We start from the raw sequence: 24916 nt of genomic DNA, 5'->3' as shown, positions 1-24916 counted from the left end.
CAGGCGGAGACACGGGAACATGCCGAAGCGTGTGGATCACGAGGAGCGGCGGGCCCAGATCGCCGAGGCGCTCATCCAGGTGGCGGGGCGGCGCGGGCTGCATGGGGTGGGCATGCGGGACGTGGCCGCGGAGGCCGGGGTGTCTTTGCGGCTGGTGCAGTACTACTTCGAGACCAAGGAGAAGCTCCTCTTCTACGGTCTGCAGCACCTGACCGCCCGTTTCACGGCGCGCGTGGGTGCCCGTCTGGCCGCCGCGGGTCCGGATCCGGGGCCGCGCGCGACCATCGAGGCGCTGCTGCTGGCCTCGCTGCCGACCGACGAGGAGAGCCGCACCTTCCATCTCCTCTACAGCTCGTACTCGATCCTGTCCGTCACCGACGAGGCGCTGGCCGCCCAGCCGTTCATCGACGATCCCGACGCCGCCGAGAACGCGGTGTGCGGGCTCCTCGAACAGGCCCAGGCGTCCGGCCTCGCGGACCCCGGGGCGGACGCGCGCACCGAGGCGATCAGCCTGCTGGCCATGACGGCGACGATGGGCACCAGCATCCTCGTGGGCCAGCGCAGCCCGGAATCCGCCATCGCCGTGCTCCGCCACCACCTGGACCGGATCTTCACGACTGCCCCGGCATCCGAGGGGCGGAGCGGGATCAACTGACGTGCCGCGACGGCGACGTAGACGGCCCATGGGCCGACGAAGCGGCGCATCGGCGCGGCGCTGACCTGTTCCCGGGCCTGCTGGAGGGCGGCGCGCTCTGCGTCGAAGGTCGCCCGTGTCTCGGGGGCCAGGAGTGCGAGTGCGGAGCGCAGACCTTCGGGGGCGCTGGCGGGCTGCGGCATGCGGGGAGCGCCGGATGGAGGGTCCGCGGCGGTTGTCACGCGGCCTGCCTCGTCGGGCCGGAGTCGCTGCTGTGCTTCAGCGTCCCGAATGCGCTGTGGAAACTCAAGCGCGGGCCGGAGGTGGCGGGCCGCCGCGTCGCGCCCTGATCGTCTTCAGGCCGACGTGGTCTGCGGCTGCTTCTGGCCGGCCGGTGGTTGCCTCAGAGCGAGGACGATCAGCAGCGCGAACGCGGTGAGGGCGGTGAGCGTGCGCAGGTTGTTGAAGAGCTCCCAGCGCCGCAGGATCTCCGCGTGATCGACCGGTGCCGAGGTGAGCGCCCATTCCTTGATCCGGCCGTTGATCGGTACGTTGCCGAGCCGGGTGATCAGGAAGGACGTGAGGGTCAGCAGACCTGCCGTACCCGCGATCAGTCGGGCGCGGCCGCGTGTCAGGGTCGCGAGAGCGAGGGAGCTCAGCGTCGACACGGCCATCGCCGCCTGCATGGTGATGCCGTTCATCTTCATCAGTTCGGCGTGGAACGACAGCCGCATGTCGAGCGGTACCGCGTTGAAGGTGGGGACGAGATTGGCCGCGCCGTAGCCGAATGCGCCGGCGAGGAGACCGGTGGCAAGCAGGGCGAGCCCCTGGAGGAGTCGGATGCGCATGTTCGTCACCCCCGCGCGGCGACGAAGCGGTCGCGCGGTTCGCCGTGGAGGTGGCCCGGTGGGAGCCGTCGGCCGAAGGCGAGCAGGAGGAGGTCCTGTGCGGCGCCGGACAGGGGCGTTCCGGTGCCGAAGGACCAGTCGAGGTCGGTAGCGCGGAGTTCGATGCCGCCCAGGTCGGCTCCGAAGAACTTGAGGGTCCTGGCGTCGACGCTCTCCAGGAGGATGCGCACGCGGCCTTCGGGAACGCGGCGGCCGAGTCCCAGGGCGACCGTGATGTCCAGGCCGTGGATCACGTCGTGGCCCAGGGCCGCCGCGATCCCGCCGACCGGCGGCTTCCAGGGGTGGTCCGCGTTGTCACCGAGGAATGCGGCGAGCTCACGCGTCGAATGGGCGGCCGCGTCCTTGCGGGCACATCGGTCGGTCATCCGGTGGAGGCTGCCTCGCGCGTTGATCAGTTCCCGCGCCATCTTGGGGAGCGAGTACCGCAACCCCATCGTCATGTGGGCCGCGACCTCCCGTACCCGCCAACCCCCGCACAGGCTCGGAGCGTCCCACTCCTCGGCGGACAGGCCGTCTAGCACGGCTGCCAGCTCCCGGCGTTCGGCTGCGATCGCGGCTTTGATGTCCGCCGCTGGTCTCCGGTGCGTCGTGTTCCCCATGGCTTCAAGGCTCTCGGCAGGCCCGCCATAAGTCCAAGAGTTTGTATGTCTCGCAACTAGAATGATCAGTTATGGACATTCGGCAGCTGCGGTACTTCGTCACGGTCGCGGAGGAAGCCAACTTCACCCGCGCCGCCGCCCGTCTGCACCTGGCGCAGCCGGGGGTGAGTGCCCAGGTCCGGCAGCTCGAAAAGGAACTCGGGCACCCGCTGTTCGACCGCTCCGGCCGGTCGGTGACCCTGACGGAGGTGGGCGAGGCAGTACTGCCGTACGCGCGGGCCGCGCTCACCGCCGTCGAAGCGGTACGGCAGACCGCTGACGAGTTCACCGGATTGCTGCGCGGTCACGTCGCCCTGGGCCTCGTCTCGGGCGCAGCTGCGGCAGCCCACGAGTTCGACCTGGCCGCCGTACTGGCCGGCTTCCACGAGGACCACCCCCAGATCGAGATCGCCCTGACCGAGGACACCTCGGAGCGGATGCTCACCGCACTGAATCGCGGGGAACTCGACATCGCCGTGATCGGACTCGCTCACGAGGAACCCCCACCGGGCATCTCCATCCAGGTCCTGGCCGACGAACCCCTGGTAGCAGCCGTCGCCCCGGACGACCCCGCCCTCACGCCCCCGGACCGCACGAGCATCCTGCTGGCCGAACTCCGCGATCGCCCACTGATCAGCCTGCCCTGTGGCACAGGGTTGCGCGGGGTGCTCGACCGCGCGTGCGCACAGGCGGGGTTCCAGCCGCGCATCGCCTTCGAGGCGGCCGCTCCGCTGTTCCTCGCACAGCTCGCCGCCCGCGGTCTCGGAGTGGCGGTGATTCCGGCCCTCCCCGCCGGCGCGGCGTCGGCCTTCGGGGTGCGGACGCTGGAGATCACCGAGCCGCGGCTACGCGGCCGGGTCGCTCTGGCCTGGCGGACGGACGGCCCCTCCAGCCCCGCAGCCACCGTCTTCCTGGACCTGTTGCGTACAAACCTCACCGCGCCGGCCCGCCGACTCACCGAACAGCCCGGCTCCGACGCCCCAGCTGTCGACCCAGCCGAACAGAACCCACACGGTGGCACCCGACACGGCGATCAGGGTGAGGTCGGGGACGACTCGGTACGAACGGTCCCGCACGACCGTCAGTTGCCGTTGCGGTAGTAGTCCATCGAGATCGTCACCGGACCGTCGTCGGCCACGGTGATCACTCGCACGATCGCGATGTCGTGAGTGCTGCGTGAGCGCACGCAGAAGGCTCGTCCGGCCGGCAGGTCGCCGAAGGCGAGGGCCGTCGCCGGTTGCCGGTCGATGGCCGCCCCGCACTCGGCCGGGGTCGGCCGGCCGCTGGGGGTGATGGAGGCGTCGCTGTCCGACGGGCTCAGGAACCCGTCGGCGTCGTGCCCCACGGCCCACGGGGTGGACCGTGCGGGTGTGAGCGTGCCGGTGGTGATGTCGAAGTCGTGGGAGTCGTCGGGTGCGGTCAGGACCGTCTCGGTGTACGCCGCGGCGTAGGTGGCCGTGCTCGCCGCCGCGTCGGGGCTGGTGTCCCCGGCAGATTCCGTGTCTTCGAGGATCTGGTCGGCTTTGACGACGAGAAGTACCCCGCCGACCGCCCCGCCGAGCGCCATCACCAGCGCCACCACGAGCACCGTCTTCCAGGACGTGCCCTTGCGGCGACGGCGGCGGGGCTCGGCCTGCGCGGGTGGCGCCGGAGCGGCAACGGTCGCCGGCGGTGTGGGCAGCAGGGCGGTCGACATCCGGGTCGGGGGGTGCGGGGTGCCGAAGGAGCCGGGCGGTGCCTGGGCGGGAACGGAGGCGGAGAAGACGGCCGTGGGAAGGTGCTGCCGCAGGTCGCGGCGGCGGGTGATGTCGGTGCTGACCCCCAGGGGCAGCCAGTCGTCGGCGAAGCGCAGCTGCCCGCCCACGGCGGGGTGGGTGCGGGCGGCCTCGATGATCTCGGCGGGAGCCGGCCGGTCCTCCGGCCGCTTCGCCAGGCAGCGCAGCAGCAGCGCGCGCAGGTCGACCGGGACGCGGTCGAGACCGGGTTGCTCGTTCACCACGCGGTACAGCACCGCGGTTTCCGGTCCCTCACCGAACGGCGGGGTGCCGCCCGCTACGTAGGCTGCCAGCGCGCCCAGCGCGAAGACGTCCGTCGCGGGGGCGGCCGGCTGGCCCAGGGCCTGCTCGGGCGCCATGAAGGCGGGGGAGCCGATCCGGAACCCGGTGCCGGTCAGCGCGACGGCGTCGGCCGCGCGGGCGATGCCGAAGTCGATCACACGCGGTCCGTCGGCCGCGAGCAGCACGTTGGCGGGCTTGAGATCCCGGTGCACCACCCCGACGCCGTGGATCGCCTGCAGTGCCTCCGCGACCCCGCCCATCAGGAGCAGCACCGTGCGCACCGGCAGCGCGCCGTGTTCCCGTACCACCTGCTGTAGCGACGGGCCCGGCACGTACGCGGTGGCCAGCCAGGGCACCTCGGCGTCCGCACCGGAGTCGATCACCTGCGCGGTGTACAGCCCGTGGATCCGCCGGGCGTTGGCCACCTCGTGCGCGAACCGCCGCCGGAACTCCAGGTCCTGTGCGAACTCCGGCCGGACCGTCTTCAGGGCCACCGGCCGGCCGCCGGGCGTGTACGACAGGTAGACCCGCCCCATCCCGCCGGCCCCGAGCCGGGCGTGCAGCCGGTAGCCGCCCACTTCGCCCGGGTCGTCGGGCTGCAACGGCTGGAAGACCGCCCGCGCGAGCGAGGAGTCCGGGGTCAGATCGGTGGGCATGCGGAGGTCTCCCGTGGTGCGAGCTGTGAGGTGGCTGTTCAGCAGGTCTTCCCGTCCGGGACCGGCCTGAGGTCGAGGAGGTAGGCGTCCACGGCGTCGGTGACGCAGGCGCTGCCGCGGCCGTAGGCGGTGTGGCCCTGCCCCCGGAAGGTGAGCAGCATGCCGCCGGGCAGCTGGGCGGCGAGGTTCTTCGACCACTCGTAGGGCGTGGCCGGGTCGCCGGTGGTGCCGACGACCAGGGCCGGGGGGAGCCCCTCGGCCCGGACGCGGTGCGGCTTCTGCGCTCCGGCGGGCCAGTCCTTGCAGGTGAGCTCGGCGAGGACGGTGGAGGTACCGAAGGTCCCGGCCTCGAGGCTGGCCCGGTCGAGCAGGTCCCAGTAGGGCTGCGGGTCCCTGGGATGCGGCTGGTCGAGGCAGTTGACGGCCACGATGGCGTCGGAGGAGTTGCCGGGGGCCTGGTCGGCGTCGGAGCCCGGGCCGGATCCGGCGTCGGAGCTGTCGTCCTCAGCCGATATGCCCGGGTCCGCGATCTCGGCGAGTTTCGTCCCGTCGCCCTGGTGCGCGGCGCGAAGCGCCTCGGAGAGCGGCTGCCACTGGGTCTCGGGCGAGTACATCGACATGCTGACGGCGGTGTTCAGCATGGTCTGGTCGAGTCGGTCGTCGGTGCCCTTGATGCGGAGCGGGCGCTTGGAAACCCGCGCGTACAGGTCGGTGATCACCTTGCGGATGCCGTCGGGGGTGCCGGCGGGACAGGTGTCCCCCGCCACGGAGGCGCATTGCCCGGCGTAGTCGTCCACCGACTTCCGGAAGCCCTTGGCCTGCTGGAGGGCCGCCTCGGACCAGTCGAGCGAGGGGTCGACCGCGCCGTCGAGGACGAGGGCCCGCACCCGGCGCGGGAACAGCTCGCCGTAGACCGTGCCGAGGTAGGTGCCGTAGGACCAGCCGAGGTAGGTGAGCTTGTCGTCGCCGAGGGCGGCTCGCAGCACGTCCAGGTCGCGGGCGGCGTCAAGGGTGCCTACATGCGGCAGGATCGCGCCGCTGCGGGCCTTGCAGGCGGCGGCCTGGCGTTCGGCGTCGGTGAGCGCGGCGTGACGTTCGGCGTCGGTCTTCGGATACGGGCTCGTCGACGTGTCGTCGGCGCCGGATATCGGCTGGTCCTCGGCGGCGGGGTCCGAGGACCCGCAGTCGACGGCCGGCTTGCTGCCGGCCACGCCGCGCGGATCGAAGCCGACGATGTCGAAGCGGGCGCGGGCCCGCTCGCTGAAGGACGACAGCCCGCCGGATTTCAGCTGGTCGACCCCGGACTCGCCCGGGCCTCCGGGGTTGAAGACCAGCGAACCGATGCGCCCGGCGGGGTCCGCCGCGACGGCCTTGGCCAGCGGCAGGGTGAAAGTCCGGCCGTCCTCGGGGTGTGCGTAGTCCATGGGGACGGTCAGCGTGGCGCACCGCAGCTCACCACACCGCGTCCAGGACAGCTTCTGCCGGTAGAAGCCCTGCAGCTCGCGCTGCCCGGCAGGATCGCCGGATACGGCGCCGGCGGCGTCCGGGCGTGCGTCATCACTGGCCGGGCCGCAGCCGGCGAGTGCCGTCGCGCCGAGTGCGGCCAGGGCCAGGATCAGGCTGCCGCGCTTGAGGACCGGGTGGTTCATGGGAGTACTCCGTCGGGACTGGTCGGCGCCGGTTCACGGCGCGCGCAGGGCACGGGCGTTCAAGCCGGTGCCGCAGAGCAGGGAGGCGGCCGCCTGCGGCCTGCCCCCCGGACGTGGAGCCGGGTGGGGGTGGGGGGGTCCACGCCCGGGGGTGTCTCAAGTCGCTGCGTGTTCGATTCCGCTGTGACCTGGATGGATGGTCCCCGAGGGAACCTGAGGATTTGATGAGGACGGGGCCCGGGGCCTGCCTGACGGGCCGGGCTATCCTGACCGCCGTGCGAGTACTGGTGGTCGAGGACGACGACGATCTGCGGTTCGCGGTATCCGCGGCGCTGCGCTCCGAGGGGCTGGCCGTCGACGAGGTCGCCGATCTGCCGGCCGCCGACGAGGCGCTTTTCGTCACCGAGTACGACTGTGTGGTGTTCGACCGGACCCTGCCCTCCGGAGACGCCATCGACTACGTGGACAGGCTGCGGCGCGCCGGGAGGACCGTTCCGGTGCTGTTCCTCACTGCCCGCGACACCGTCGCCGACCGGGTCGCGGGGTTCGCCGTGGGCGGCGACGACTACCTGGTCAAGCCGTTCGCCGTGCCCGAGCTGGCGGCCCGGGTGCACAACCTGTGCCGGCGGGCGGGGGCAGCCCGGCCACCGGTGCAGCACATCGCCGACCTGGAGATCGACACCGCCCGCCGGCAGGTACACCGGGGCGGCGTGCTGCTGATCCTGACCCGCAAGGAGTTCGCCGTGCTGGAACTCCTCGCCGCCCGGGCGGACCAGGCCGTACCGCGCGCCGAGCTGATCGAGAAGTGCTGGGACGAGATGGCCGAGCCGAGCTCCAACGTCGTCGAGGTACTGGTCTCCCAGCTCCGCCGCAAGCTCGGCGACCCACCGCTGATCCACACCGTCCGAGGAGTGGGCTACCGCCTGGCACCACTCACCACCGGCCGCGCATGACGGCCGCCGAGGCCCGCGCCCGCCGGCTGCGCCGACGGCTCACCGCTCTGTTCACCCTGACCAGCGCGGTCGGGCTGATCGCCCTCGCGGCATTCGCCATCCGCACGGACGACAACTCCTGGCGCAACCGGCTCGACGACGCACTCAACCTCCAGACCAGCCGGGCGATCCCGCTGCTGGGCACCGACGAGAACGGCAAACTCGACGTCCAGGCCCTGGAACAAGGGATCGAGACCGAGTGCCCCCTGCTCACCGTGGTGGCCACGACGGCGAACAAGCCCACCATCGTCTACCAGCCGCGCCGGGCCTGCGTAGGGCCGCGGAACGAGGACATCGAGGAGGCGGCCGCCGCAGCCGTGAAGGAGGGAGATGCGATCTCCACGGACGTCCTGAGCGAGGAAGGCCAGGAGATCCGGCTGGTTGCCGAGCCTTACGCGGCAGCCGACGGCGCGGCACCGGAGGGCGCGCTGGTCGCCGCAGCGGACATGTCCGCGGACCAGGCCGCGCACCGTCGGCTGACGCTGCTCCTGATCGGCGGCTGCGCCGGCCTGGTGGCCCTGTCCGCCGCGGCCGGACACCTGCTCTCCGGACGCGCGATCCGGCCCGCGCTGACGGCACTGCGCCAGCAGGAGGAGTTCCTCGCTGATGCGGCCCATGACCTGCGTACGCCGGCCGCCTCGCTGCGCATACTCGCGGAGACCGCGCTGCGCGACGACGCCAGCCGGGACGCCGCGCTGGAAAGGACCGTGCGTCTGGCGGACCGGATGGGCGACCTCATCGACGGCCTGCTCACCCGCGCCCGGATGGCGGCGGGCGTCAGCGCCCCGGACCGCCAGCCCATGCGCCTGGACCAGCTCGTCGAAGCGGTCGTCGAAGACACCGAGACCGGCGGGCACCGCGTGACGGTACGTACCGAACCGGTCGTCGTGGTAGCGGACCCCGACCTCCTGCGGCGGGCGGTGGCCAACCTGCTCGGCAACGCCCTAGTCCACGGCCACGCCCCCGGCCGGCCTGCGGAGGTCGAGCTCATCGTGACCGCCGACGGCACGCTGACCGTCGACGACGCAGGGCCGGGCGTACCCCGGGAACTGGCCGACTCGCTCTTCCAGCGTTTCCGCAGCGGCTCCGCCTCCGGCTCCAGCGGCCTCGGCCTCTCCATCGCCTCCTGGGTCGCCCGCGCCCACGGCGGCACCCTCGACGTCGCCACCAGCCCACGCGGCGGCGCCCGCTTCACCCTCCACCTGGCGCCACGGACGAAGTAGCGCGTCCTGAGTGGCGCGCCCATTCCAGTCCATCCGAAGGCGGTTGGGAGGCACGAAGAAGGCCCAGGTCGCTGACCTGGGCCTTCTCTCAAGAGCGGATGACGGGAATCGAACCCGCGCTATAAGCTTGGGAATCTACTGCGCGGAACGCGTTCACGCTCCCTCTGACCTGCGGAAATAGATGCTGGTGAGCACCTCTCCGGGACTCTTCGAGGCCCGGTTCTGACCGCTGTTGACCGTCCTTAAGGGCACGGTTGGGGCACGGCTATCGGCGGGGTCTTCGAAAGGGTGCGAGTCGCTGGAATCGACTGTGAGTTGACGTCGCCGATCCGGTCACTGGAGCCCGAGATTGCCCCCGCAAGCGGCCAGGCTGACGGTGGTGCGGGGTGATCTCGCCGATCCGTCGAGCTTGCCGGGGAGGGGGCCGGCCCGTAGCAGCCATGGGCGGATGCACGTCGATGGCGCTCTCGACGCGCTCCGATACCCCTTCTAGACGTAGCGCGGGACGCTCTCGTAGTACCGGTAGTGGTCCGCATCGTAGGAATCGCTACCGCGGTTGACCCTCCTGAAGGTGATCTCGAAGTTGTCGAACTGACCGTCTTCATAGGAAACACCGTCGTCGCCGAGCCGCTGGCGCAATGCGTACTCATCCATCGGGGGCTCGATCTCTTCGGGCTGCCAGCTGCGGGAGCCATGCAGGTAGTCGAAGTACCAGACGAATCCGCCGTGCTTGTCGTCGTAGAAGACACCCCGGGGCCGTATCTCGTGCCCGGCGGGCAATTCGATTGAGGCGGCTCTGTCCAAGCGCTCGTCGATCCAGCTGAGTGGGAACCCGACCGCGCTCCCGTGCCGGTTGGCGACACGGAGGTAGAAGCCGCGGGTGATACCGATGAACCGGTTCGGCTCGCTGGTGGCGAACACTCTCCACCCACTGGCTTCGGCGCTCACCGGGAAGAACCTCTGGGCCACCGCCCAGCCCCGGGGAGTGGCGAGCATGCGCTCAAGCTCCACTCCATCCCACACATGGGTGTGCACGCTCTTGGTTCGCTCGATTGACTCCAGCCGGGAGACCAGGGCGCTTGAGGGCTGGGTAGAGCAGACGAGAAGGAAGCCGTCGGCGTCATGCTGAGCGACGGCGTCCACGATGCCGCCGATGCTCCCAACGTCCTCACCATTAACCGAGCGTCCAGCACCATCTCTGGCGTGGGCCATGTGCTTGCACGAGATCACCCAGTTCCTTGTCTTCGCCCCCAGCAGAGAATCCCCGGGTTCCTCGAGAAGGAGGTCGCGTCCGCCGTCTGCTCCCCGGCCGGACCACTTGGCTCTGTAGCCGAGGGCCAACGCCAACTCGCGGACCAGTTGTTCCAGGTCCTCGCCGTCCGGCGCCAACTCGTGAAAGTCGAGCATGGTGCTTCCTGTCAGTGAAGGTCAGTGTCCATCCGCATGATGCCGGTGACCTGCGCCGACTGAGCGGCTGCCCCCAGGGGGCTGCCGGGGGTCTCTGTAGGACGCTCTCCTACCGCGCCATGTGGGGCGGATTGCAGCGGAAGTCAGCGTCGAGCCACGTAGCAGCCCGACGCTGCCGGCTTTGAGGCGTGGCCTATGCCTCGACGGTGAATGCCGCTTCGTATCCGTCGTCGATCTTGATGTCTTCGTATACGACGGTCTGGCAGAGCCGATTCCACCGGTTGCCCAGTAGAACAGCAAGTCCCATGGGGCAGGCGAGGAAGAGGTGCATGCGCCGGACCCGGCGGGTGGAGCGACGGAGGTGGTCGCGGATGCCGACCGCCAGGGCGTTGGCGGCGGGGCTGTCGGGAACAGAGCCGTCTTGCGCTGAGCTGCTCGGCGGGGTGAGGACGATGAGCTTGCCCACGGGGAGGTTCTGCTCCCGCAGGTACTCCAGGACGTCCTCGGTGAGGTCCGTCGCGACGGCGATGGCGACAGCGATCTCGTCGCCCTGGCCGATTTCGTGCTCGATGGCTCCCGGGACCAGGGCGGTGTCGAACGGGTCGTTGGTGGACCAGAGCTGGGCTCCGGCTCTCCCGCGCTGCACGGCCGCGAGGTCGGTCCCGGTGACCATGCGGAAGGTGGTGCCGACCAGGAAAGCCGACGCTAGACGGATACTGCCAGTGACGGAGACGGCGGTTGTACCGGCGGGCAGGCGTCCCGGTGCGTCCTCAATATCCGCCTGTAGCTGGGCCCAGCTGTTCGGCGGCAGGGGGCGACGCTTGGTGTAGTCGGAGTCGCCGTCGAAGCGGTCGACCCAGTCGATGGCGTGGTCGGCGTCCGATGCCAGTGGGTCCGGCTTGAGAGTGGCGATCGACAGGATCGCCCGCGCGGGTCCGGCCTTGAGATCCAGGTCGGCGACGGCGGCCTCGACCATCGCCAGGGTGAGTTCACGTCGGCCCTCACGGACCATCTTGGCGATCCAACCGGCCCCCTCCTCCAGTGCCCGCTGGTCGTGGCGAAGGCCGGTGACGGCCATCAGGAGCCGCAGGTTCTCCTGGTACAAGCCCATGTCCAGAGACAGATCGAAGCGCAGCACTGACAGGAGGTCGATGAGCTCGGCCTCGGTCAACCCTGCCTCCTGTGCCCACTTGGCACGGGCCTTTCCTCGATTCGACTTCGCCCCGCCGACGGCCGCCTTGGGCATCAGAAGGCCGCTTCGGGCGTCGCGGCCGGCCACCAGGAGGTCCTTGGAGTCGGCCGCCCGGTTGGTGACCAGGCGCAGGTCGGCGTTTCCGCCGTCCGCGGTCAACCCCTTCCACGTCCTGGCGATCTTTTTGAGGATTGACGGGCCGCCGGTGGCGCTGGGCTTGGTCAGGTAGTCCTCGCTCACCGGCGTGCTGCTGTCGACCGCGTACTTGACCTGCTTGTACGTGTGCGGCGGAAGGTCCCGCAGCAGCACGACGTCATCGAGGTTGCCCGCGCCGTCGAGTTCGACGCCGACTGCGCGGACGGGGTTGCGCGGGTGGGCGGCGGTCTCGCGAAGGAGGGTCAGGCAGGCCTCCCAGGCGACAAGCCATTGGTAGTAGTCGCCGGTCGTGCGAACGCTGGTGGGGCCAGGAGCGGGGAGACGGGTCATTAGCTCTCCTCGGTGAAGACGGGGGTGGGTTCCAGCTCCTGGGCGAGGGCGAGGAGGTCTTCGTCGGTGACCGGTCGGTCGGGAAAGGCGCGGAAGACTGCGGCTGGGACCAGGCGCTGGGTGAGGTCGGAGAACGTGTAGCCGGGCCTGTCGCTGGCGGGGCCGGTGAGCTCGACGACCTTGCGGACGGTCTCCGGCCGGATGCCGAGGCCGTCGAGTGCCTGGGTGAGGACCGTGTGGCGTTGCTCGTCGCCAGGGCGGGTGAAGGTGAAGGTGGCCGCCGCGCGGCGCATGACGGCCGGGTCGAGGGCGCCGAGCCGGTTGGTGCACAGCACGACGACGACCGGGAGCTGGGCGCCGGCCAGGCTGTCGATGCCGGCCAGGAACGCATCAACACCGGCCCGGTCCTCGTGGTGCATCTGCTGGGCCCCACGGGACTGGACCAGGGCGTCTGCCTCGTCGACGACGAGGATCTGCACAGCGCGCGCACCCTGGGAGCCGACCACGCGCTTGCCCATCGCGTGCATGTGGGTGAAGGCGTCGCCGATGAGGGAGGTCATCTCGCCCACCAGGCCGCTGCCGCGGGTGGCGAGCTTGAGGCGGTAGAGGTAGACGGGTAGGCCGAGAAAGTCGGCGAGGTCGCAGCCGAAGGACTCGGCCAACGCCGACTTGCCGGAGCCGACATCGCCGGCGAAGACGAACAGGGGCGCCCGGTCCGCGAAGAGGGTGAGAGCGGCGACATCGCCGCCGTGGTGGGTATCAGCCCAGGCTTTGAGTCGGCGAGGGTCCGCCAAGAGGGCGGCTTCTTTGCGCAGGCGCAGCTTCACGGCCTCAAGGCCGACCAGGCGGTCGTAGCGGGCGCGGCGGGTGGGCTCGGGCAGTTCGATGACGGGGTGGAACAGGTCGTCCTGGCTGGTCACGTGCTCGTTCCTCCTGCTGGTGGCGCTGGACTAGGCGAGGTAGACGTCTCGGGAGACGCCAGCGCCGTTGCGGGCGTAACCGTGCCCCGTGGTGGTAGTGCCCGCGAGGGCGCTCGGGGTGGTGCCCGTCGTCCGGGAAATCGGCAACGCCTCCTTGACCCCGGTCTGCTCGCTGCTGGTCAGGAGCAAGAAGGCGGAGCTGTAGGTCAGGAAGCTGTAGAAGCCATAGCCGGTGAGATCGACCGGGTCCGGGAAGCTGCCGGGACGTGAGTCGGTGAGCTGGCCGCCGACCGTGGCCTTGTAGCGCAGGCGGAGTCTCCAGGCGTTGGTGCCCGTGTCGCGGAACCCGTAGTCGACGGTGTCGAGGAACCCGCGGTTGAGAAGGACTGCCACCTCCTCGGCGTAGTTCTCGATGCTGTCGAGTTCGGGCTTGCCGTAGAGGTTGTGCAGAAGGCGTAGGTCGGCGCCGACTCTGCCTCCGACGTAGCGGGCGTCGGTGATCGTGAACGAGGCGGAGGCGGACCTGGAGTACGAGCCGGTCATGGTCATTCTCCCGGGAAGGTGGGGCCGAACAGCTCGCGCCAGGCGTCGAGCGCCTCGCCCTTCGTGGCCGCGTAGGCGGCCATCGAGATGGTGTCGAGGGTGTTCCTGGCGTGGTCCACCAGCCGCTGGCGGTGCTGTTCGGTGTAGCCGCGCGCGACGTTGTTTTCCGGGTTTACCGGGTCCCAGATCTGGATGGGCTCCGTCGTCGCATTCACCGCGTCCGTCTTGTAGTAGTCGGTGAAGACGATCGGTGTCTTCAGGCCAGTGCGGACGATGAAGGAGAGCACCTGTTCGATCGCTGCCGGGTAGTCGTCGACCTGGAGGGGCTTGCCGTTCCAGCCGACGTCCCACAGGCGGGCCACCAAGAGTTCGATCAGGAACGACTTGCAGCGCAGCTCCGTGTCGGCCTCCTTGCTCTGGCGGATCCACGCCTTCAGCAGCCGGATCACCTCTCGGTACCCGTCGCCGGCCTTGTCCTTGCGCGTCGTCATGAACTGCAGGTGCAGCGTGACCGACGTGAGCACCTTGGTGCCGTCAGCGGTGACCAGGTACCCCCTGTCGTCCGGTTCGCCGGTGTAGAGCACGGGCACGACGTCGATCTTCAAACCACTGCTCATGGTGATCCCGACGGCGTGGTCCGATGGTTTGAAGTCGTCCTCATTTTTCGTTGCGCCGTAGACCTCGATGCAGCGGTCTCGTAGCCAGGTCAGCATGGTCGAGACGTCGATGTCGGTGTTCGAGGTGCGCAGGTAGGCGGCAACATCCGCGTCGGACCCCGTGCCGCTCTTGCGTCGGATCGCCGTGTGCTTGGCTGTGCTGCCGGATGCGCGGAGCTTCACCAGGTCGAAGTCCGGATGGGCAGCGATGTAGTCCTCCAGTCGCTGCCGCAGGTGGTTCACCTGCCGGCGGCGCTCCTTCGCCTCCCCCGGCGGCACGTTCACTTTGCTCTGCGCGAATGCCTTGAGGACCTTGTGGTCGACGTAGCGCTCTCCCGCCATTCTTTTCGCCCTTCACCCGAGAAGCTGATTGGCTGAAGAACAGGCTTACCACCCGCCACTGACAAAGCCCGTACGAGTTGCGAGCAATCCCCGGGTCCGGTAGCGGACCGTCGTCGATGTGGGGAGTGTCAACTGCCGTTCAAATATCGGCCTGCCGAGAGCGGTATCGCCCCAAGCCGGCGTGAGGCCGGGACGCGACCTGCCGCGAAACACCCATCCTCTGTCAGCACCTCGGACGCGACGATGAAGTTTCGGCGGTCCACATCGTTCCTTCCCAGGTGCATGGCGGGGGCGGGTACGTTGCCCCCATGGCTGACTTCTTGATCGTGATCACGACCGTGGACAATCAGGACGCGGCGCGGAAGCTGTCGCGCTCGGCAGTGGAGGCGAATCTGGCCGCTTCCGGGCAGGTGACCGGACCCATCGAGACGACGTACCGGCACCTCGGAGAAGTTTCCGAGGGGACCGAGTTCCAGGTGACCTTCCGTACGGCTGGCGATCGGCGCGAAGCGCTGGAGAAGCACTTGGTGGACAACCACCCCTACGACTCGCCCGAGGTCATCGCCTTCACCATCGACGCCGGCCGAGCCGAGTACTTGGACTGGATCACGCGGGCCACCCGCTAACCCTTGGCCCGTTCCAGCAGCGCTCCGACCGGGGCGAGGGACCGGTGGGGCTCCAGTCGCTTGACCATCAGGCGGGCCCGCACCATCGGCCGGATCGAGGCGAGTCCCTCGGAGAGGTCGAACACCCGGGTCGTGATCGCGGTCGCGTGCTCGATCTCGCCGGCGTCCAGGTAGGCCGCCGCCAGCCACGACAGGTAGAGCGCCTTGTCGCGAGAACGGGAGTCGTCGTACCGGCCGAGGGCGTCCTCCAGTGCCGGGATCGCCCGCAGAGGCCGGTGCAGCTCGGACCAGCACCTGCCCGTCATGATCGCGATCTCGTCGCGGTCCACCCAGTACGCCCAGTCGGGGCCCGGCTCGTCGCCGGGCTCGTGGATCGCTTCCTCGGCGAGGCTCAGGGCGTAGTCCGCTTCCCGGGCGTTCCCCGAGGTCGCGTGCTGCCAGGCCAGTCGGTCGGCCAGCAGCGCCCGTACGACGGGTGCCGTTCCCGAACCGAGCGCCTCGTACGCGGCTGTGGCGAAGCGGATCCCGGAGTCGCCGCCCACGGTCCATTCCAGGTACGCGAGGAAGGCCAGCGAGTTGCCCTCCAGGGAGCTGTCCTCGGCCGTGCGTGATGCGGCCAAGGCGGTCAGGTAGTGCCCGCGGGCCTCCTCGTACTGGCCCGCGTCGTACGCTGCCCAGCCTGCGAGTTGGGCTTGTTCAGCGATGATCCCGCGCAGCCCCCGGCCGGTCGCCTCGCTGTAGACCCCCTCGTCGGCCAGCCGGGTCGTGGTCGCCAGCTCCCGGACGTACATCTGGTAGGTGTCGCCACCGCCCACGAAGTCGTCGAGGCGCCGGAGCCGGGCGGTGCGCTGGCTCAACTGCCTTGGAACGTCGGCTCCGATCCTCCGTCCTGACGAGAGCAGGGAAGAGGGCTGTATGACGGCGATCCCGGCGCCGGCCGAAGCCGTCATGAATCCGCGGCGGTCGAACACTTCGTTCTCCTGGTCGGTCTGGTCCTTCTGCTCCTGTCGGCGAAGGCGCCGGGCGAGAGCGACGGCCCGGCGGAGCTCCTCCTCCGGTACGCCGAACTCCGCGGCCAGCAGCGCCCGTGAAGCCGGGTCCGGCAGCCGCTCGTGGGTCTCCCACCTGGAGACCGCGCCCTGCTCCAGCGGGTACCCCCGCCGCGCGGAGAGATCGGCCGCCAGACCCTCCTGTGTGCGTCCGCCGGCCATGCGCAGGCGCCGCAGCAGCGGCCCGATCGGCTCCACGCCGTCGCCCTCGTTCGTGGTCATCATCGCCATCCCCCGACCGTCGGCAGAGCCCTGATCCCAGCCTGGCCATAAAACCTGGCCATGTCCCCGGAATGGCCATGCCTTCTGGCCCATCCATTCAAACGCGTACGGCAGTTGACTGGTCACAGCCGCCCGGGAAAGGCGGCCTCCCCCTCGCAGCGGGTCGCAAGGCCGTACCCCATGTCGCACCTGCGGCCCGCTGCGTCCCCCGGAGCGAAGAGCCAGCACGAGCCCAAGGAGAGAGCCGTGGCCCCTCAGATCCGTCCGCGCCAGCGTCAGACCGTGCCCGGCTGGGTCAGCGAAGGAACGCCGGTCTTCGACCCGCTGGAGAACCGGCGGGGCATCGTCCAGTTCATCGGCGAGTACGAAGACCCGGCCACCCGTGTCTCGTACGCGAACGCGGTCTTCGCCCGGCCCGAGGGCGGAGGCTCGGAGTGGATCGTCAAGGACCCCTCCAGCCTGGAGCGAGGCTGAACCGCAGGGCGCTGCGGGGATGGCGCCAACAGCTCGGAGTCCTGCTCTACATCGCAGTCACCTGCGTCCTGGTGGTCGCTCTCGTCCTCGCCGGCGATACCGGGCGCTGACCCCGCGGGTGCACGCGCAGCACCATCCCCACCCCCAGATTTCCCGCAGGAACCCCTACGGGCCACATCAAGGATCAGGAAGGAGTACGGGATGAACGAGAACGCTCCCACCGAGCAGGCCAGCGGTCTGCTGATCGGTGTCCGCCGGATCAACGCGGCGCGGTCGCGCGCCGAAGAGGCTTCGGACAACACCGGTGGCAAGTCGGACATGAACGACACCTGATCGACCGAGGAGACCCACGGTGATTGATTCCGCATCGTGGGCGCAGCGTCTGGGCGGGGACACGTTCCTCGCCCAGACGTGTTTTCGCGCCCACGCAGTGATCCGTTCAGCCGGCACCGCCATGCCCACCCTGCTGACCTGGGGCGACATCAACGAGATCGTTGCCGCGCACCGGCTGGAGCCGCCCCGCATGCGACTCTCCCGCGCGGGGGAGGCCGTCCCCGCGACGGCTTACTCCGTCCTGCGCACGAACCGGCGCGGGGTGTCCTGGTACCAGCCGCAGCCGACGGAGTTCCACGCGCGCCTCGCCGAGGGCGCATCCCTCGTCATCGACGCGATCGACCAGATCCACCCGCCCGTCCGGGCAGCCGCCGCCGGCCTCGAACGGCTCTTCCGGACCCCCGTCCAGGCCAACGCGTACGCCTCCTGGACGTCCGAAGAGGGCTTCGGTACTCACTGGGACGACCACGACGTCGTGGTCCTCCAACTTGAAGGCTCCAAGCGGTGGAAGATCTACGGCCCCACCCGGCAGGCACCAGCCTGGCGTGACGTCGAAGCCCCCGAGGCCCCGACGGGCGAGCCGATCGCGGACGTGGTCCTGACGGCCGGCGACCTGCTCTATCTGCCGCGCGGCTGGTGGCACGCGGTGAGCGCCGACCAGGGCACCGCATCGCTCCACCTCACCTTCGGGCTGGCCACGCAGACCGGTGCCGAGTTCCTGGGATGGCTGTGCGACGACCTCCGGACCAGCGCAACCGTCCGCTCCGACATCCCCCGCTTCAGCACCCCCGAAGAGCGGGCGGACTACCTGGGCGCCTTACGCAAGGAGGTGCTGGCCGCTCTGGAGAACCCGGCGGTTCTGGACCGGTGGGAGAGGTCGCTGGACACCACACACCCGGGGCACCCGCGCCTTTCCCTGCCACACCTGGCGACGGTTCCGCCCGAGCCCGGGATCACCGTCCAGGTCACCGTGCCCCGCGCCCGGGTGGACCAGGACGCCGAGACGGTGACCTTCTCCGGCGCCGGGCGCGAGTGGACCTTCGCACTGCCCGCTGCACCGCTGCTGGACCGCCTGGCTAGCGGGCCGCCAGTCACGCTCGGGGACCTCGCCGCCGCATCCGGTCTCACCGTTGCCCAGAGCGCCGAGGTCGTCTCGGCCCTGGTCGGTGGACAGGCCGCCGCAGTGATCGGGGCGCCCAGGTGACCGCCGCCCTCGGGCTCGGGACGTACCGGGTGCGCACCGTCGAGGAGCCGGCGCGCACCGCGTGCTCCGACGGGCTGGTCTGGCTGGACACGGCACCCAACTACGCCACGGCCCATCAGACACTAGGCCCGGTCATCGCCGACTACCCCCGTGCGATGGTCGCGACGAAGACCGGGTTCTTCACCCGGCAGGAAGGCGAGGCCGCGGTGGCGGCCGGAGTCCTCACGCCCGAGGAAGCCGCCGTCGGCCACAGCCTCCACCCAGGCTTCACCCGCTGGCAGACCGATCGCTCCCTCGCGACCCTGGGCCGCGCCGACATCGTGTTCGTCCACAACCCCGAGCACGCCCACCAGGACCGTGGGGTGCTGCACGCACGGCTGCGCGACGTGTTCTGCGAGCTGGAGGAGTACGCCACCGAAGGCCGCATCGCCGGGTACGGAGTGGCCACCTGGTCCGGCTTCCAGCACGAGGCATTCACCGTCCCCGAACTCCTCGGCCTGGCCAAAGAGGCCGCCGGATCGGGTGAACACCACCTCGGCGCGATCCAGCAGCCGGTCAGCCTCGTCATGGTCCGCCCGATAGCACTCGCCCTCGGCGGGCGGGGCCCGCTCGTCCAGGCTCGCGCCGCCGGCCTGCTTACCTTCGGCTCCTCACCCCTCCACGGCGGCGAACTCCTCGACCTGGCCACACCCGAACTCGCCGAGTTCATCCGACCCGGCGCCAGCCCGGCCGCCGCCTGCCTCCTGGCTGCGGCGTCCTGCCCGAGCCTGGACGTGGTACTGCTGTCCGCCAGTACGCCGCAGCACTGGAAGGCCGCCAAAGAGGCCATCGCCTCCCCGCTCGAACCGGACCAGCTCAGGAGGGTCACCGATGTACTCGCCCAAGGATGAGACCACCAGGGCCCGCATGGAGGACGCCCTCGCCACCGCATCCTCACATCTGGCCACCGCTCCGACGGGCCCGCTGTCCTGGGGATGGCTCGGCCGGACCGTCGGCTCCCGCACAGAGAACGGCCACTGGCTCCGCGTCCACTGCGGTGAAGCTGCCAAGACCCCCACCACCCGGAACGAGGGCATCGCGCTCGCCGAGGAACGGGTCTCGGACAAGGTGTCCCGCCCCCACCTCCACGACCTGGACCGATGGGAGGCCGGGGAGTACGTCTTCGAGGCCGAGCTGATCGACTACGTCGCCCAGCCCGTCATCTCCCCGGAAACTCCCGACCTCACCGAGGACCCAGGTCTCCCGGACTCCTGGTGGGCGACGCTGCGGGAGAGCCTGGACGCCCTCAGCGCTGCCGAGCCGCCCCGCGAGACCATCCGGCAGTCCTGGGCGGACCGCGTGTTCCCCGAGTTCCTCGGCATCCCCGCGCCGACCATCACCGAACGCGTCACCGGCCACGCCGATCTCCAGTGGGCCAACCTCACCCACTACCCCCTCGTAATCCTCGACTGGGAACGCTGGGGCGCCGTCCCCGTCGGCTACGACCCGGCCATGCTCTACGTCAACAGCCTCCGCGTCCCCGCCGTGGCCACACGCATCCGCACCGAGTTCGCCGACGTCCTGGACACACCCGCCGGCCGGATCGGCGAACAGATCGCTCTCGCCGAAATGCTTCAGGCTGTCGGCCGTGGCTGGTACGTGGAGCTGGCTCCACTGTTGCGCCGGCGCGCGGAGGAAGTGACAGGCGTCATTCCTCGCTGAGCGTCAACAGCCAAGGAGACAGGCCGAGATGAAGGAACGAGTCCGAGCCGTCCTCGTCACCGCGGACGACATGATGCTGGTCATCCGCCGCACCAAGCCCGGGATCCCCGGGTACTGGGTGCTGCCCGGTGGTGGGGTCGAGGAGAGCGACGAGTCCCGGGAGGCCGCACTCCACCGGGAGATCCGCGAGGAGATCGCGGGGGAGGCCGACATCGTCCGCCTCCTGTACACGATGGAGTCCGACGACGAACGTCAGCCCTTCTACCCCGCCCGCATCACGACGGGGTCCTTCGAAGACCGCACCGGCCCCGAGTTCAGCGCCGAGGGACGCGGCGAATACGCCCTGGAGGAGATCCCGCTGACCGGAGAAGGGCTGGACAGCATCGACCTCAAGCCCGAGGAGATCGCCCACGTCCTTCGGGGCGCCATCGGTGCTGGCACGCTCGAGGCCGGGGGCGTGGTCTAGCCCTACACCCTTCTTGAAGACGCCAGAGGTTACGTCCTTCCAGGTACCGATGAGGTGCCCAGAGACCGGAACAAGGCTGCCACGGAGGCAGTGGTGTCGGCCGGAGGCGCGGTCACTGGGGTGGGACGGGGGAGTATCGGGGGAGCCGGCCTGGGAGCGGGCAGCGTCGGCTTGCCCTCGTCGACGAGCAGACGGGACAGACGCTCGCGGGTGTCAGTGAAGTCCCATCCGACGACGTTCTCGATGGAGTCGATTTGCTCAGCGACGTCATCAGGGTTGTAGTCGTTGATCTGACGTGCCAGGTGGGCGTCGATATCGGCGGGCGAGTACGTGTCGATAGTTGGTCTGAGACCGAGTTCGGCTAGGGAGTTGGCGTAGCGGATCAGCGTCTCAGCCAAGTCTTCTTCGTAACCAGCGCCCTGGTGACGACCGATTCGCGGTTCGTGCCGGGCCCAGGTGTGCGTGATCACGTCGCGGAGCCGGGAGATCGGGTCGAGGAGCGCGTGATGTGCTGACCAGATGGGAGTGGCGCTCTCGGTCGTTGCAGCGAGCTCTGTCACTAGTTCGGCCAGCGGTCCGGTGGACGTCATGTCCAGGTCCTCGACCAGCCGCGCGAGACGGGAGAGCGCGCCGGCAAACCAGTCGGCCGGCAGCGCTGCCCCCGCAGCCTCATGGCGGTCACCGTGAAAGCGCACGGTCAGCGTCAGGGCTTCAACGAGCGAGGGCAGGTCCCGAGAGTCCCCGTAGGCGTGGTCCGCGACATCACACGGGTAGAGGTCCCACAGTTCCCTTAGCCGGGCCAGCAGCTCTTGGGCGCACGTGTCGAGAACACGACGGAACAGGTCTTCGCCGACTGAGAATAGCCGCAGGTTGAATTCCAGCTCTGGTGCCTCTCCCCGCCTGCACACAGGAATCAGATCATCGAACTTCACCGCATTCTTGATGATGGAGGTCATCGCACCGGGGCTCGTGGATAGATGTTGTATGAGGAAGTCCCGTTGGCTGGGATCGGCCAAAGCCAGACTCTGACCCCCGGCATGGAGACCCTTCGTGATCCACGATCCGTTGAGCCGCTCGACTGCGGCATCGATAAGGGGCTCCGACGACGGGATGCTCCCCAGCCGCCGGACGACCTCCCGCCACTCCACCAACTGCGAATCCATCAGCGACATGGTCAACAGCAACTGCTGATCGAGCGAAGGAAGCGCACGGAAGCTTGCCCCCCAGATCTCGTGAGGGTTCTCCAGAGCGTCCTCGAGATCGGCGATCAGATCCGGTGCGCTCTTCGTCCTGCTGCGCTGCACGACGATCTCGATCAGACGAGGAGAGCAGTTCTGATGGCTGGCTACCCGCTGCCACCAGGACCCCACGGAAAGGTCCTGCCGGGTCTGGGGATTGGTGACGGACAGGTGGACATGGTTGAACAGCATCCGACTGCGGACGTCGTAGGGCAGGCGCTTCACTGGAACGTGACAGCGCGCGAGCCGTTCGACCGCGCGGCGGGAGGCGTCGCTCAGGCGCACCGTGTCCTGCAACACCTGCGCCCGACTTGTCATGATCAAAACCTTGGATGCAGTGCTGCCGGTCTGCTGCTCCACTATCGACTCGATGAACTCGGACACGTCCGCGTCATGGTGACGTGAGCCGTGGTCCTGATGGTGTGTCTGGCCCCACACGTCGTCGAAGAAGAAGACAGTCGGAGTGTCGTCCCCAAGCCATGCCCACCACTGATCGACGGTCCGCGGGTCGACGACAACCCGGAAGCCGCGGTGCCACCACAGCAACAGCAGGTACTCGGCGATCGTCGTCTTGCCCGCACCGGGCGCCCCGCTCAAAAGAACGCAGCCGTGCTCCTCAAGTGCCATCTCGGCGACGCTGCATGTGGCGTGATGCACGAAGCGCAAGTAGTTGCGCTCGATGCGCTGGATCCTGGACTCACCGCGCAGGAAGACGCCGTCCTGGAGCATGGCGCGTACCGCTTGTGTCGAAGAGACCCACAACTTGAAATGACGCCGCTCGACCTCGGGGTGCTGGGCGAGCACCGCATTGAGCCAGCCCCGTCCGTATACCTCCACCGTATCGGCGACACCAGCCAGGGCCTCCTGTGTCTCCCTCTCAGTACCAGGGGTGAGTTCAGCAGACGTGACGAAGACGTAGCGGACAGGGGTGAAGCCCATGCCAGCCGCCTTGCCTGCCTCGCTCCGGGCGGCTCGGAGGATAGAGCTCTTGTCCGCCGAAGGCGTGTGCTTGCATTGCGCGACTACCCAGCCCTTGTCCGTGGCCGCCTTCAGGTCGATCCCTCCGTCGGCACCCACCCGATAGGTCGAGTAGATCAGGCGATCCTGCGCAGAGAGCAGGTCCCGAACGAACACCTCGAAGTCGTAGGGGGACAAGCTGACGAAGTCATAGTCCGGAGCAGGGATCCCGCTCACCTCTCAAGATCTTCAGCGCCTCGGTAGGGGCGGTCGCCCGCACTAGGTGGTATCACACAGGGCCCTCCGGACCGCGCGCAGTGCATCCTCCGGGTCCGTGTGGGGTTCAAATTCGGCCTCCATGGAACAGTCCTGGTCGACGCCGCGCCGACCTGGGCCGTATTCGGCTGCCTGGCGCAGCTGCGCGGTGCAGGGAGTGCGCGCGGGTTCAGTCGTACGGACATCCAGACATGTCACCGGGGCCAACGCTGAGTTGCGTTGGCCCCGGTGACGTTGTTCAGAAGGTGTAGGCGGTGAAGGGCAGAGGGGCCTCGGTCATGAGGCCGAGCAGCCGTTCGAGCTCGGCCCTCTCGTCTTCGCTCATGAGCTCGACGGCATTGCCGAGGGTCTTGCTCGTCAGCTGCTCCATGAACGGAGAACTCCGCTTCCGAGCCGGTACCCGCGGCGGCGCCCCGCGCCGACTACCGCGCCGCGCAGGAACGCGAAGCCCGTGGCCTGGACGACGTCGAGCCGGACACCGTGCTCGTCCTCGCCTCCTGGCAGTACGCCGGCCACGGCCACAGCCCGGGGGAGTCGGTACTCGCCGCGACCATCGCGCGTGACATCCAGCTCAACCGCCAGACGGCCCGCGAAGCCCTGCAAGGAGAGCAGCATGAATGAGCGCTACCTGAACATCGTCCAGGTCGCCGAACTGCTCGGCACCACCGTCCGGTTCCCGCGACGCCTCGTCGCCGAGCGGCGCATCCGGTACGTCAAGGTCGGCACCCACGTGCGGATCGCCGAGAGCGCGGTGAACGAGTACATCGCTGCGCACACCGTCGAGCCGCGCTGGCCGCAGCGCTCCCGCTTCCGGAGGGCCGCCTGATGGGCAACCGCAAGGGCAAGAAGCGCACGTTCGGAGCCATTCGGAAGTTGCCGTCCGGACGGTTCCAAGCTCGGTATCCCGGTCCCGACGGTGTCATGCGTCCGGCGCCCGAGACGTTCGCGACGACCAAGGACGCGGACGACTGGCTCGCCGAGAAGCAGACCGAGATCAATAAGGGGGACTGGCGCGACCCGGAAGCCGGGGCGGTCAACTTCAAGACGTACGCGCTCCAGTGGGTGCAGGAGCGGGGGCTCGCCGCCACGACGGATGAGCTGTACCGGCGGCTCCTGCGGATTCATCTGCTGCCCACCTTCGAGGAGTGGGACCTCGACGAGATCACTCCGCCCCGGGTGCGGACCTGGCGGGCCGAGCGGCTCAACGAGACCGGGGCCACGACCGTCGCCAAGGCGTACCGGCTGCTCAAAGCGATCATGGGCACTGCTGCCGATGACGAGTTGATCCGCCGCAACCCCTGCCGGATCAAAGGCGCCGGGAAGGAGTCGCCCGCCGAGCGGCAGACCGCCACGGTCGAGCAGGTCGACGCGCTCGCCCGTGAGCTGGGAGCGCGATGGCCGCTGCTTGTCTACATCGCTGCCTATGGCTCGGCTCGGCCGGAGGAACAGGCGGCCCTGCGGCGGCACGACGTCGACCTCGCCAACGTCGGTGTTTGGGTGCGGTCCGCCGAGCCCGAGCTGAATACCGGGAAGCGTGCGCCCGGGGAGACCAAGTCGGAGGCAGGTAAGCGGTTCATCGTGCTGCCGGACTTCATGAAGGGTGATCTCAAGCTCCACATGTATCTGTACGCGGAGCAAAAGCCGGACGGGCTGCTGTTCGTGGGGGAGCGGGGCGCCCCCTTTCGGCGGACGACCTTTGGACGGAAGTGGAAGAAAGCCCGGAAGAAGGTGGGACTGCCTGCGGGGTTCACGCTCTACGACCTTCGTCACACCGGGCACACGCTCTCGACGCAGTCCGGGGCGACGCTGAAGGACACGATGGTGCGGGCCGGCCAGTCCTCGGAGAAGGCGGCCATGATCTACCAGCACTCCAACCTTGAGCGGCAGAAGGAGGTCGCCGCCGGGATCGCTGCCAGGGTGCAGACGCTGCGGGCCAGGGCTTCCGGTTCTGGCACGGATCTGGCACGGGAGGGGTAGAGAGGTCTAGACAACAAAGAAGGGCCCCGTCGCTGTCCGGGGGGGTCTCTCAAAATCGGATTAAGGGGAAAGAACACCCGCGAAAAAAAT

25 protein-coding genes and 1 pseudogene are annotated in these 24916 nt (G+C 69.3%); 14 read left to right on the top strand and 12 right to left on the bottom strand.

Annotation, left to right across the window (positions count from 1 at the left end):
* Positions 1-19: 19 nt before the first annotated feature.
* On the top strand, positions 20-655 hold the full coding sequence (locus ACWF9Z_RS18120; protein ID WP_453603233.1) for a TetR/AcrR family transcriptional regulator: 636 nt from the start codon (positions 20-22) through the stop codon (positions 653-655).
* Positions 656-990: 335 nt separating this feature from the next.
* On the opposite strand, the gene ACWF9Z_RS18115 is transcribed toward ACWF9Z_RS18120, so the two are convergent.
* Positions 991-1482 (bottom strand): DUF1772 domain-containing protein, encoded by a 492-nt coding sequence (locus ACWF9Z_RS18115; protein WP_453603231.1) that lies wholly within the window; start codon positions 1480-1482, stop codon positions 991-993.
* A 5-nt stretch (positions 1483-1487) separates the two neighbouring features.
* The gene (locus ACWF9Z_RS18110) at positions 1488-2141 is read right to left on the bottom strand and encodes a maleylpyruvate isomerase family mycothiol-dependent enzyme (protein WP_453603230.1); all 654 of its coding nucleotides are present in this window, start codon (positions 2139-2141) and stop codon (positions 1488-1490) included.
* Between the two features lie 71 nt (positions 2142-2212).
* Between ACWF9Z_RS18110 and ACWF9Z_RS18105 the strand changes: the two genes are divergently transcribed.
* On the top strand, positions 2213-3280 hold the full coding sequence (locus ACWF9Z_RS18105; RefSeq protein WP_453603228.1) for a LysR family transcriptional regulator: 1068 nt from the start codon (positions 2213-2215) through the stop codon (positions 3278-3280).
* Here ACWF9Z_RS18105 and ACWF9Z_RS18100 read toward each other — a convergent pair.
* Positions 3262-4893 carry a serine/threonine-protein kinase gene (locus tag ACWF9Z_RS18100; RefSeq protein ID WP_453603226.1) on the bottom strand — a complete coding sequence of 544 codons (1632 nt, stop codon included), beginning with the start codon at positions 4891-4893 and terminating at the stop codon, positions 3262-3264. The two genes, ACWF9Z_RS18105 and ACWF9Z_RS18100, sit on opposite strands and share 19 nt — an antisense overlap.
* A 38-nt stretch (positions 4894-4931) precedes the next feature.
* A complete protein-coding gene (locus ACWF9Z_RS18095; RefSeq protein ID WP_453603224.1) occupies positions 4932-6542 on the bottom strand; it encodes an alpha/beta hydrolase in 1611 nt (536 codons plus the stop codon).
* A gap of 275 nt (positions 6543-6817) precedes the next feature.
* Between ACWF9Z_RS18095 and ACWF9Z_RS18090 the strand changes: the two genes are divergently transcribed.
* On the top strand, positions 6818-7495 hold the full coding sequence (locus ACWF9Z_RS18090; protein WP_453603223.1) for a winged helix-turn-helix domain-containing protein: 678 nt from the start codon (positions 6818-6820) through the stop codon (positions 7493-7495).
* Entirely contained in the window at positions 7492-8757 is a 1266-nt protein-coding gene (locus tag ACWF9Z_RS18085; protein WP_453603221.1) for a sensor histidine kinase, read from the top strand. Before ACWF9Z_RS18090 ends, ACWF9Z_RS18085 begins: the two co-directional genes overlap by 4 nt.
* Positions 8758-9246: 489 nt before the next feature.
* Here the strand turns inward: ACWF9Z_RS18085 and ACWF9Z_RS18080 are convergent, their stop codons facing one another.
* The 5 genes from ACWF9Z_RS18080 to ACWF9Z_RS18060 form a co-directional block, all read right to left on the bottom strand.
* Positions 9247-10164: a restriction endonuclease gene (locus ACWF9Z_RS18080; RefSeq protein WP_453603220.1), complete on the bottom strand. Its 918-nt coding sequence runs from the start codon at positions 10162-10164 to the stop codon at positions 9247-9249.
* A gap of 193 nt (positions 10165-10357) precedes the next feature.
* On the bottom strand, positions 10358-11842 hold the full coding sequence (locus ACWF9Z_RS18075) for an SAVED domain-containing protein (protein WP_453603218.1): 1485 nt from the start codon (positions 11840-11842) through the stop codon (positions 10358-10360).
* Positions 11842-12762, bottom strand: a complete 921-nt coding sequence (locus ACWF9Z_RS18070; RefSeq protein ID WP_453603216.1) for an AAA family ATPase — start codon at positions 12760-12762, stop codon at positions 11842-11844. The genes ACWF9Z_RS18075 and ACWF9Z_RS18070 overlap by 1 nt, the downstream gene beginning before the upstream one ends.
* Positions 12763-12792: 30 nt before the next feature.
* Positions 12793-13305: an HORMA-1 domain-containing protein gene (locus ACWF9Z_RS18065; protein ID WP_453603215.1), complete on the bottom strand. Its 513-nt coding sequence runs from the start codon at positions 13303-13305 to the stop codon at positions 12793-12795.
* A 2-nt stretch (positions 13306-13307) separates the two neighbouring features.
* Positions 13308-14303 (bottom strand): CBASS oligonucleotide cyclase, encoded by a 996-nt coding sequence (locus ACWF9Z_RS18060; protein WP_453603214.1) that lies wholly within the window; start codon positions 14301-14303, stop codon positions 13308-13310.
* A 308-nt stretch (positions 14304-14611) separates the two neighbouring features.
* Here ACWF9Z_RS18060 and cutA point away from each other — a divergent pair, with 308 nt between their 5' ends.
* The gene (gene cutA, locus ACWF9Z_RS18055; protein WP_390796354.1) at positions 14612-14929 is read left to right on the top strand and encodes a divalent-cation tolerance protein CutA; all 318 of its coding nucleotides are present in this window, start codon (positions 14612-14614) and stop codon (positions 14927-14929) included.
* Here the strand turns inward: cutA and ACWF9Z_RS18050 are convergent.
* Positions 14926-16209: a helix-turn-helix domain-containing protein gene (locus tag ACWF9Z_RS18050; RefSeq protein WP_453603212.1), complete on the bottom strand. Its 1284-nt coding sequence runs from the start codon at positions 16207-16209 to the stop codon at positions 14926-14928. The two genes, cutA and ACWF9Z_RS18050, sit on opposite strands and share 4 nt — an antisense overlap.
* A 237-nt stretch (positions 16210-16446) precedes the next feature.
* On the opposite strand from ACWF9Z_RS18050, the gene ACWF9Z_RS18045 reads away from it, so the two are divergent.
* The 6 genes from ACWF9Z_RS18045 to ACWF9Z_RS18020 all read left to right on the top strand — a co-directional run bounded on the left by ACWF9Z_RS18045 (position 16447) and on the right by ACWF9Z_RS18020 (position 20378).
* A complete protein-coding gene (locus ACWF9Z_RS18045; protein ID WP_037929703.1) occupies positions 16447-16674 on the top strand; it encodes a hypothetical protein in 228 nt (75 codons plus the stop codon).
* A 201-nt stretch (positions 16675-16875) separates the two neighbouring features.
* Positions 16876-17007, top strand: a complete 132-nt coding sequence (locus ACWF9Z_RS18040) for a hypothetical protein (protein ID WP_258054030.1) — start codon at positions 16876-16878, stop codon at positions 17005-17007.
* A gap of 19 nt (positions 17008-17026) precedes the next feature.
* Positions 17027-18211 carry a cupin domain-containing protein gene (locus tag ACWF9Z_RS18035; RefSeq protein WP_453603209.1) on the top strand — a complete coding sequence of 395 codons (1185 nt, stop codon included), beginning with the start codon at positions 17027-17029 and terminating at the stop codon, positions 18209-18211.
* Positions 18208-19101, top strand: coding sequence for an aldo/keto reductase (locus ACWF9Z_RS18030; protein WP_453603207.1), 894 nt, complete (start codon positions 18208-18210; stop codon positions 19099-19101). Before ACWF9Z_RS18035 ends, ACWF9Z_RS18030 begins: the two co-directional genes overlap by 4 nt.
* The gene (locus ACWF9Z_RS18025; RefSeq protein WP_453603205.1) at positions 19082-19912 is read left to right on the top strand and encodes a hypothetical protein; all 831 of its coding nucleotides are present in this window, start codon (positions 19082-19084) and stop codon (positions 19910-19912) included. Before ACWF9Z_RS18030 ends, ACWF9Z_RS18025 begins: the two co-directional genes overlap by 20 nt.
* A gap of 28 nt (positions 19913-19940) precedes the next feature.
* Positions 19941-20378 carry an NUDIX hydrolase gene (locus ACWF9Z_RS18020; RefSeq protein WP_453603203.1) on the top strand — a complete coding sequence of 146 codons (438 nt, stop codon included), beginning with the start codon at positions 19941-19943 and terminating at the stop codon, positions 20376-20378.
* A 29-nt stretch (positions 20379-20407) separates the two neighbouring features.
* Here the strand turns inward: ACWF9Z_RS18020 and ACWF9Z_RS18015 are convergent, their stop codons facing one another.
* Positions 20408-22810 carry an nSTAND3 domain-containing NTPase gene (locus ACWF9Z_RS18015; protein WP_453603202.1) on the bottom strand — a complete coding sequence of 801 codons (2403 nt, stop codon included), beginning with the start codon at positions 22808-22810 and terminating at the stop codon, positions 20408-20410.
* A gap of 277 nt (positions 22811-23087) precedes the next feature.
* On the bottom strand, positions 23088-23219 hold the full coding sequence (locus tag ACWF9Z_RS18010) for a hypothetical protein (protein ID WP_453603200.1): 132 nt from the start codon (positions 23217-23219) through the stop codon (positions 23088-23090).
* Between the two features lie 44 nt (positions 23220-23263).
* Here ACWF9Z_RS18010 and ACWF9Z_RS18005 point away from each other — a divergent pair.
* The 3 genes and pseudogenes from ACWF9Z_RS18005 to ACWF9Z_RS17995 all read left to right on the top strand — a co-directional run.
* A pseudogene (locus tag ACWF9Z_RS18005) lies at positions 23264-23470 on the top strand (replication initiation protein); the annotation flags it as partial.
* A complete protein-coding gene (locus ACWF9Z_RS18000; protein ID WP_453603198.1) occupies positions 23463-23675 on the top strand; it encodes an excisionase family DNA-binding protein in 213 nt (70 codons plus the stop codon). The pseudogene ACWF9Z_RS18005 and the gene ACWF9Z_RS18000, both read left to right, overlap by 8 nt.
* Complete coding sequence (locus ACWF9Z_RS17995; RefSeq protein WP_453603197.1) at positions 23675-24826, top strand: tyrosine-type recombinase/integrase; 1152 nt, start codon at positions 23675-23677, stop codon at positions 24824-24826. Before ACWF9Z_RS18000 ends, ACWF9Z_RS17995 begins: the two co-directional genes overlap by 1 nt.
* Positions 24827-24916: the final 90 nt, after the last annotated feature.

The sequence above is a fragment of the Streptomyces sp. NPDC054961 genome (genome assembly GCF_053609145.1).
This window is presented reverse-complemented; position numbering and strand designations above follow the sequence as displayed.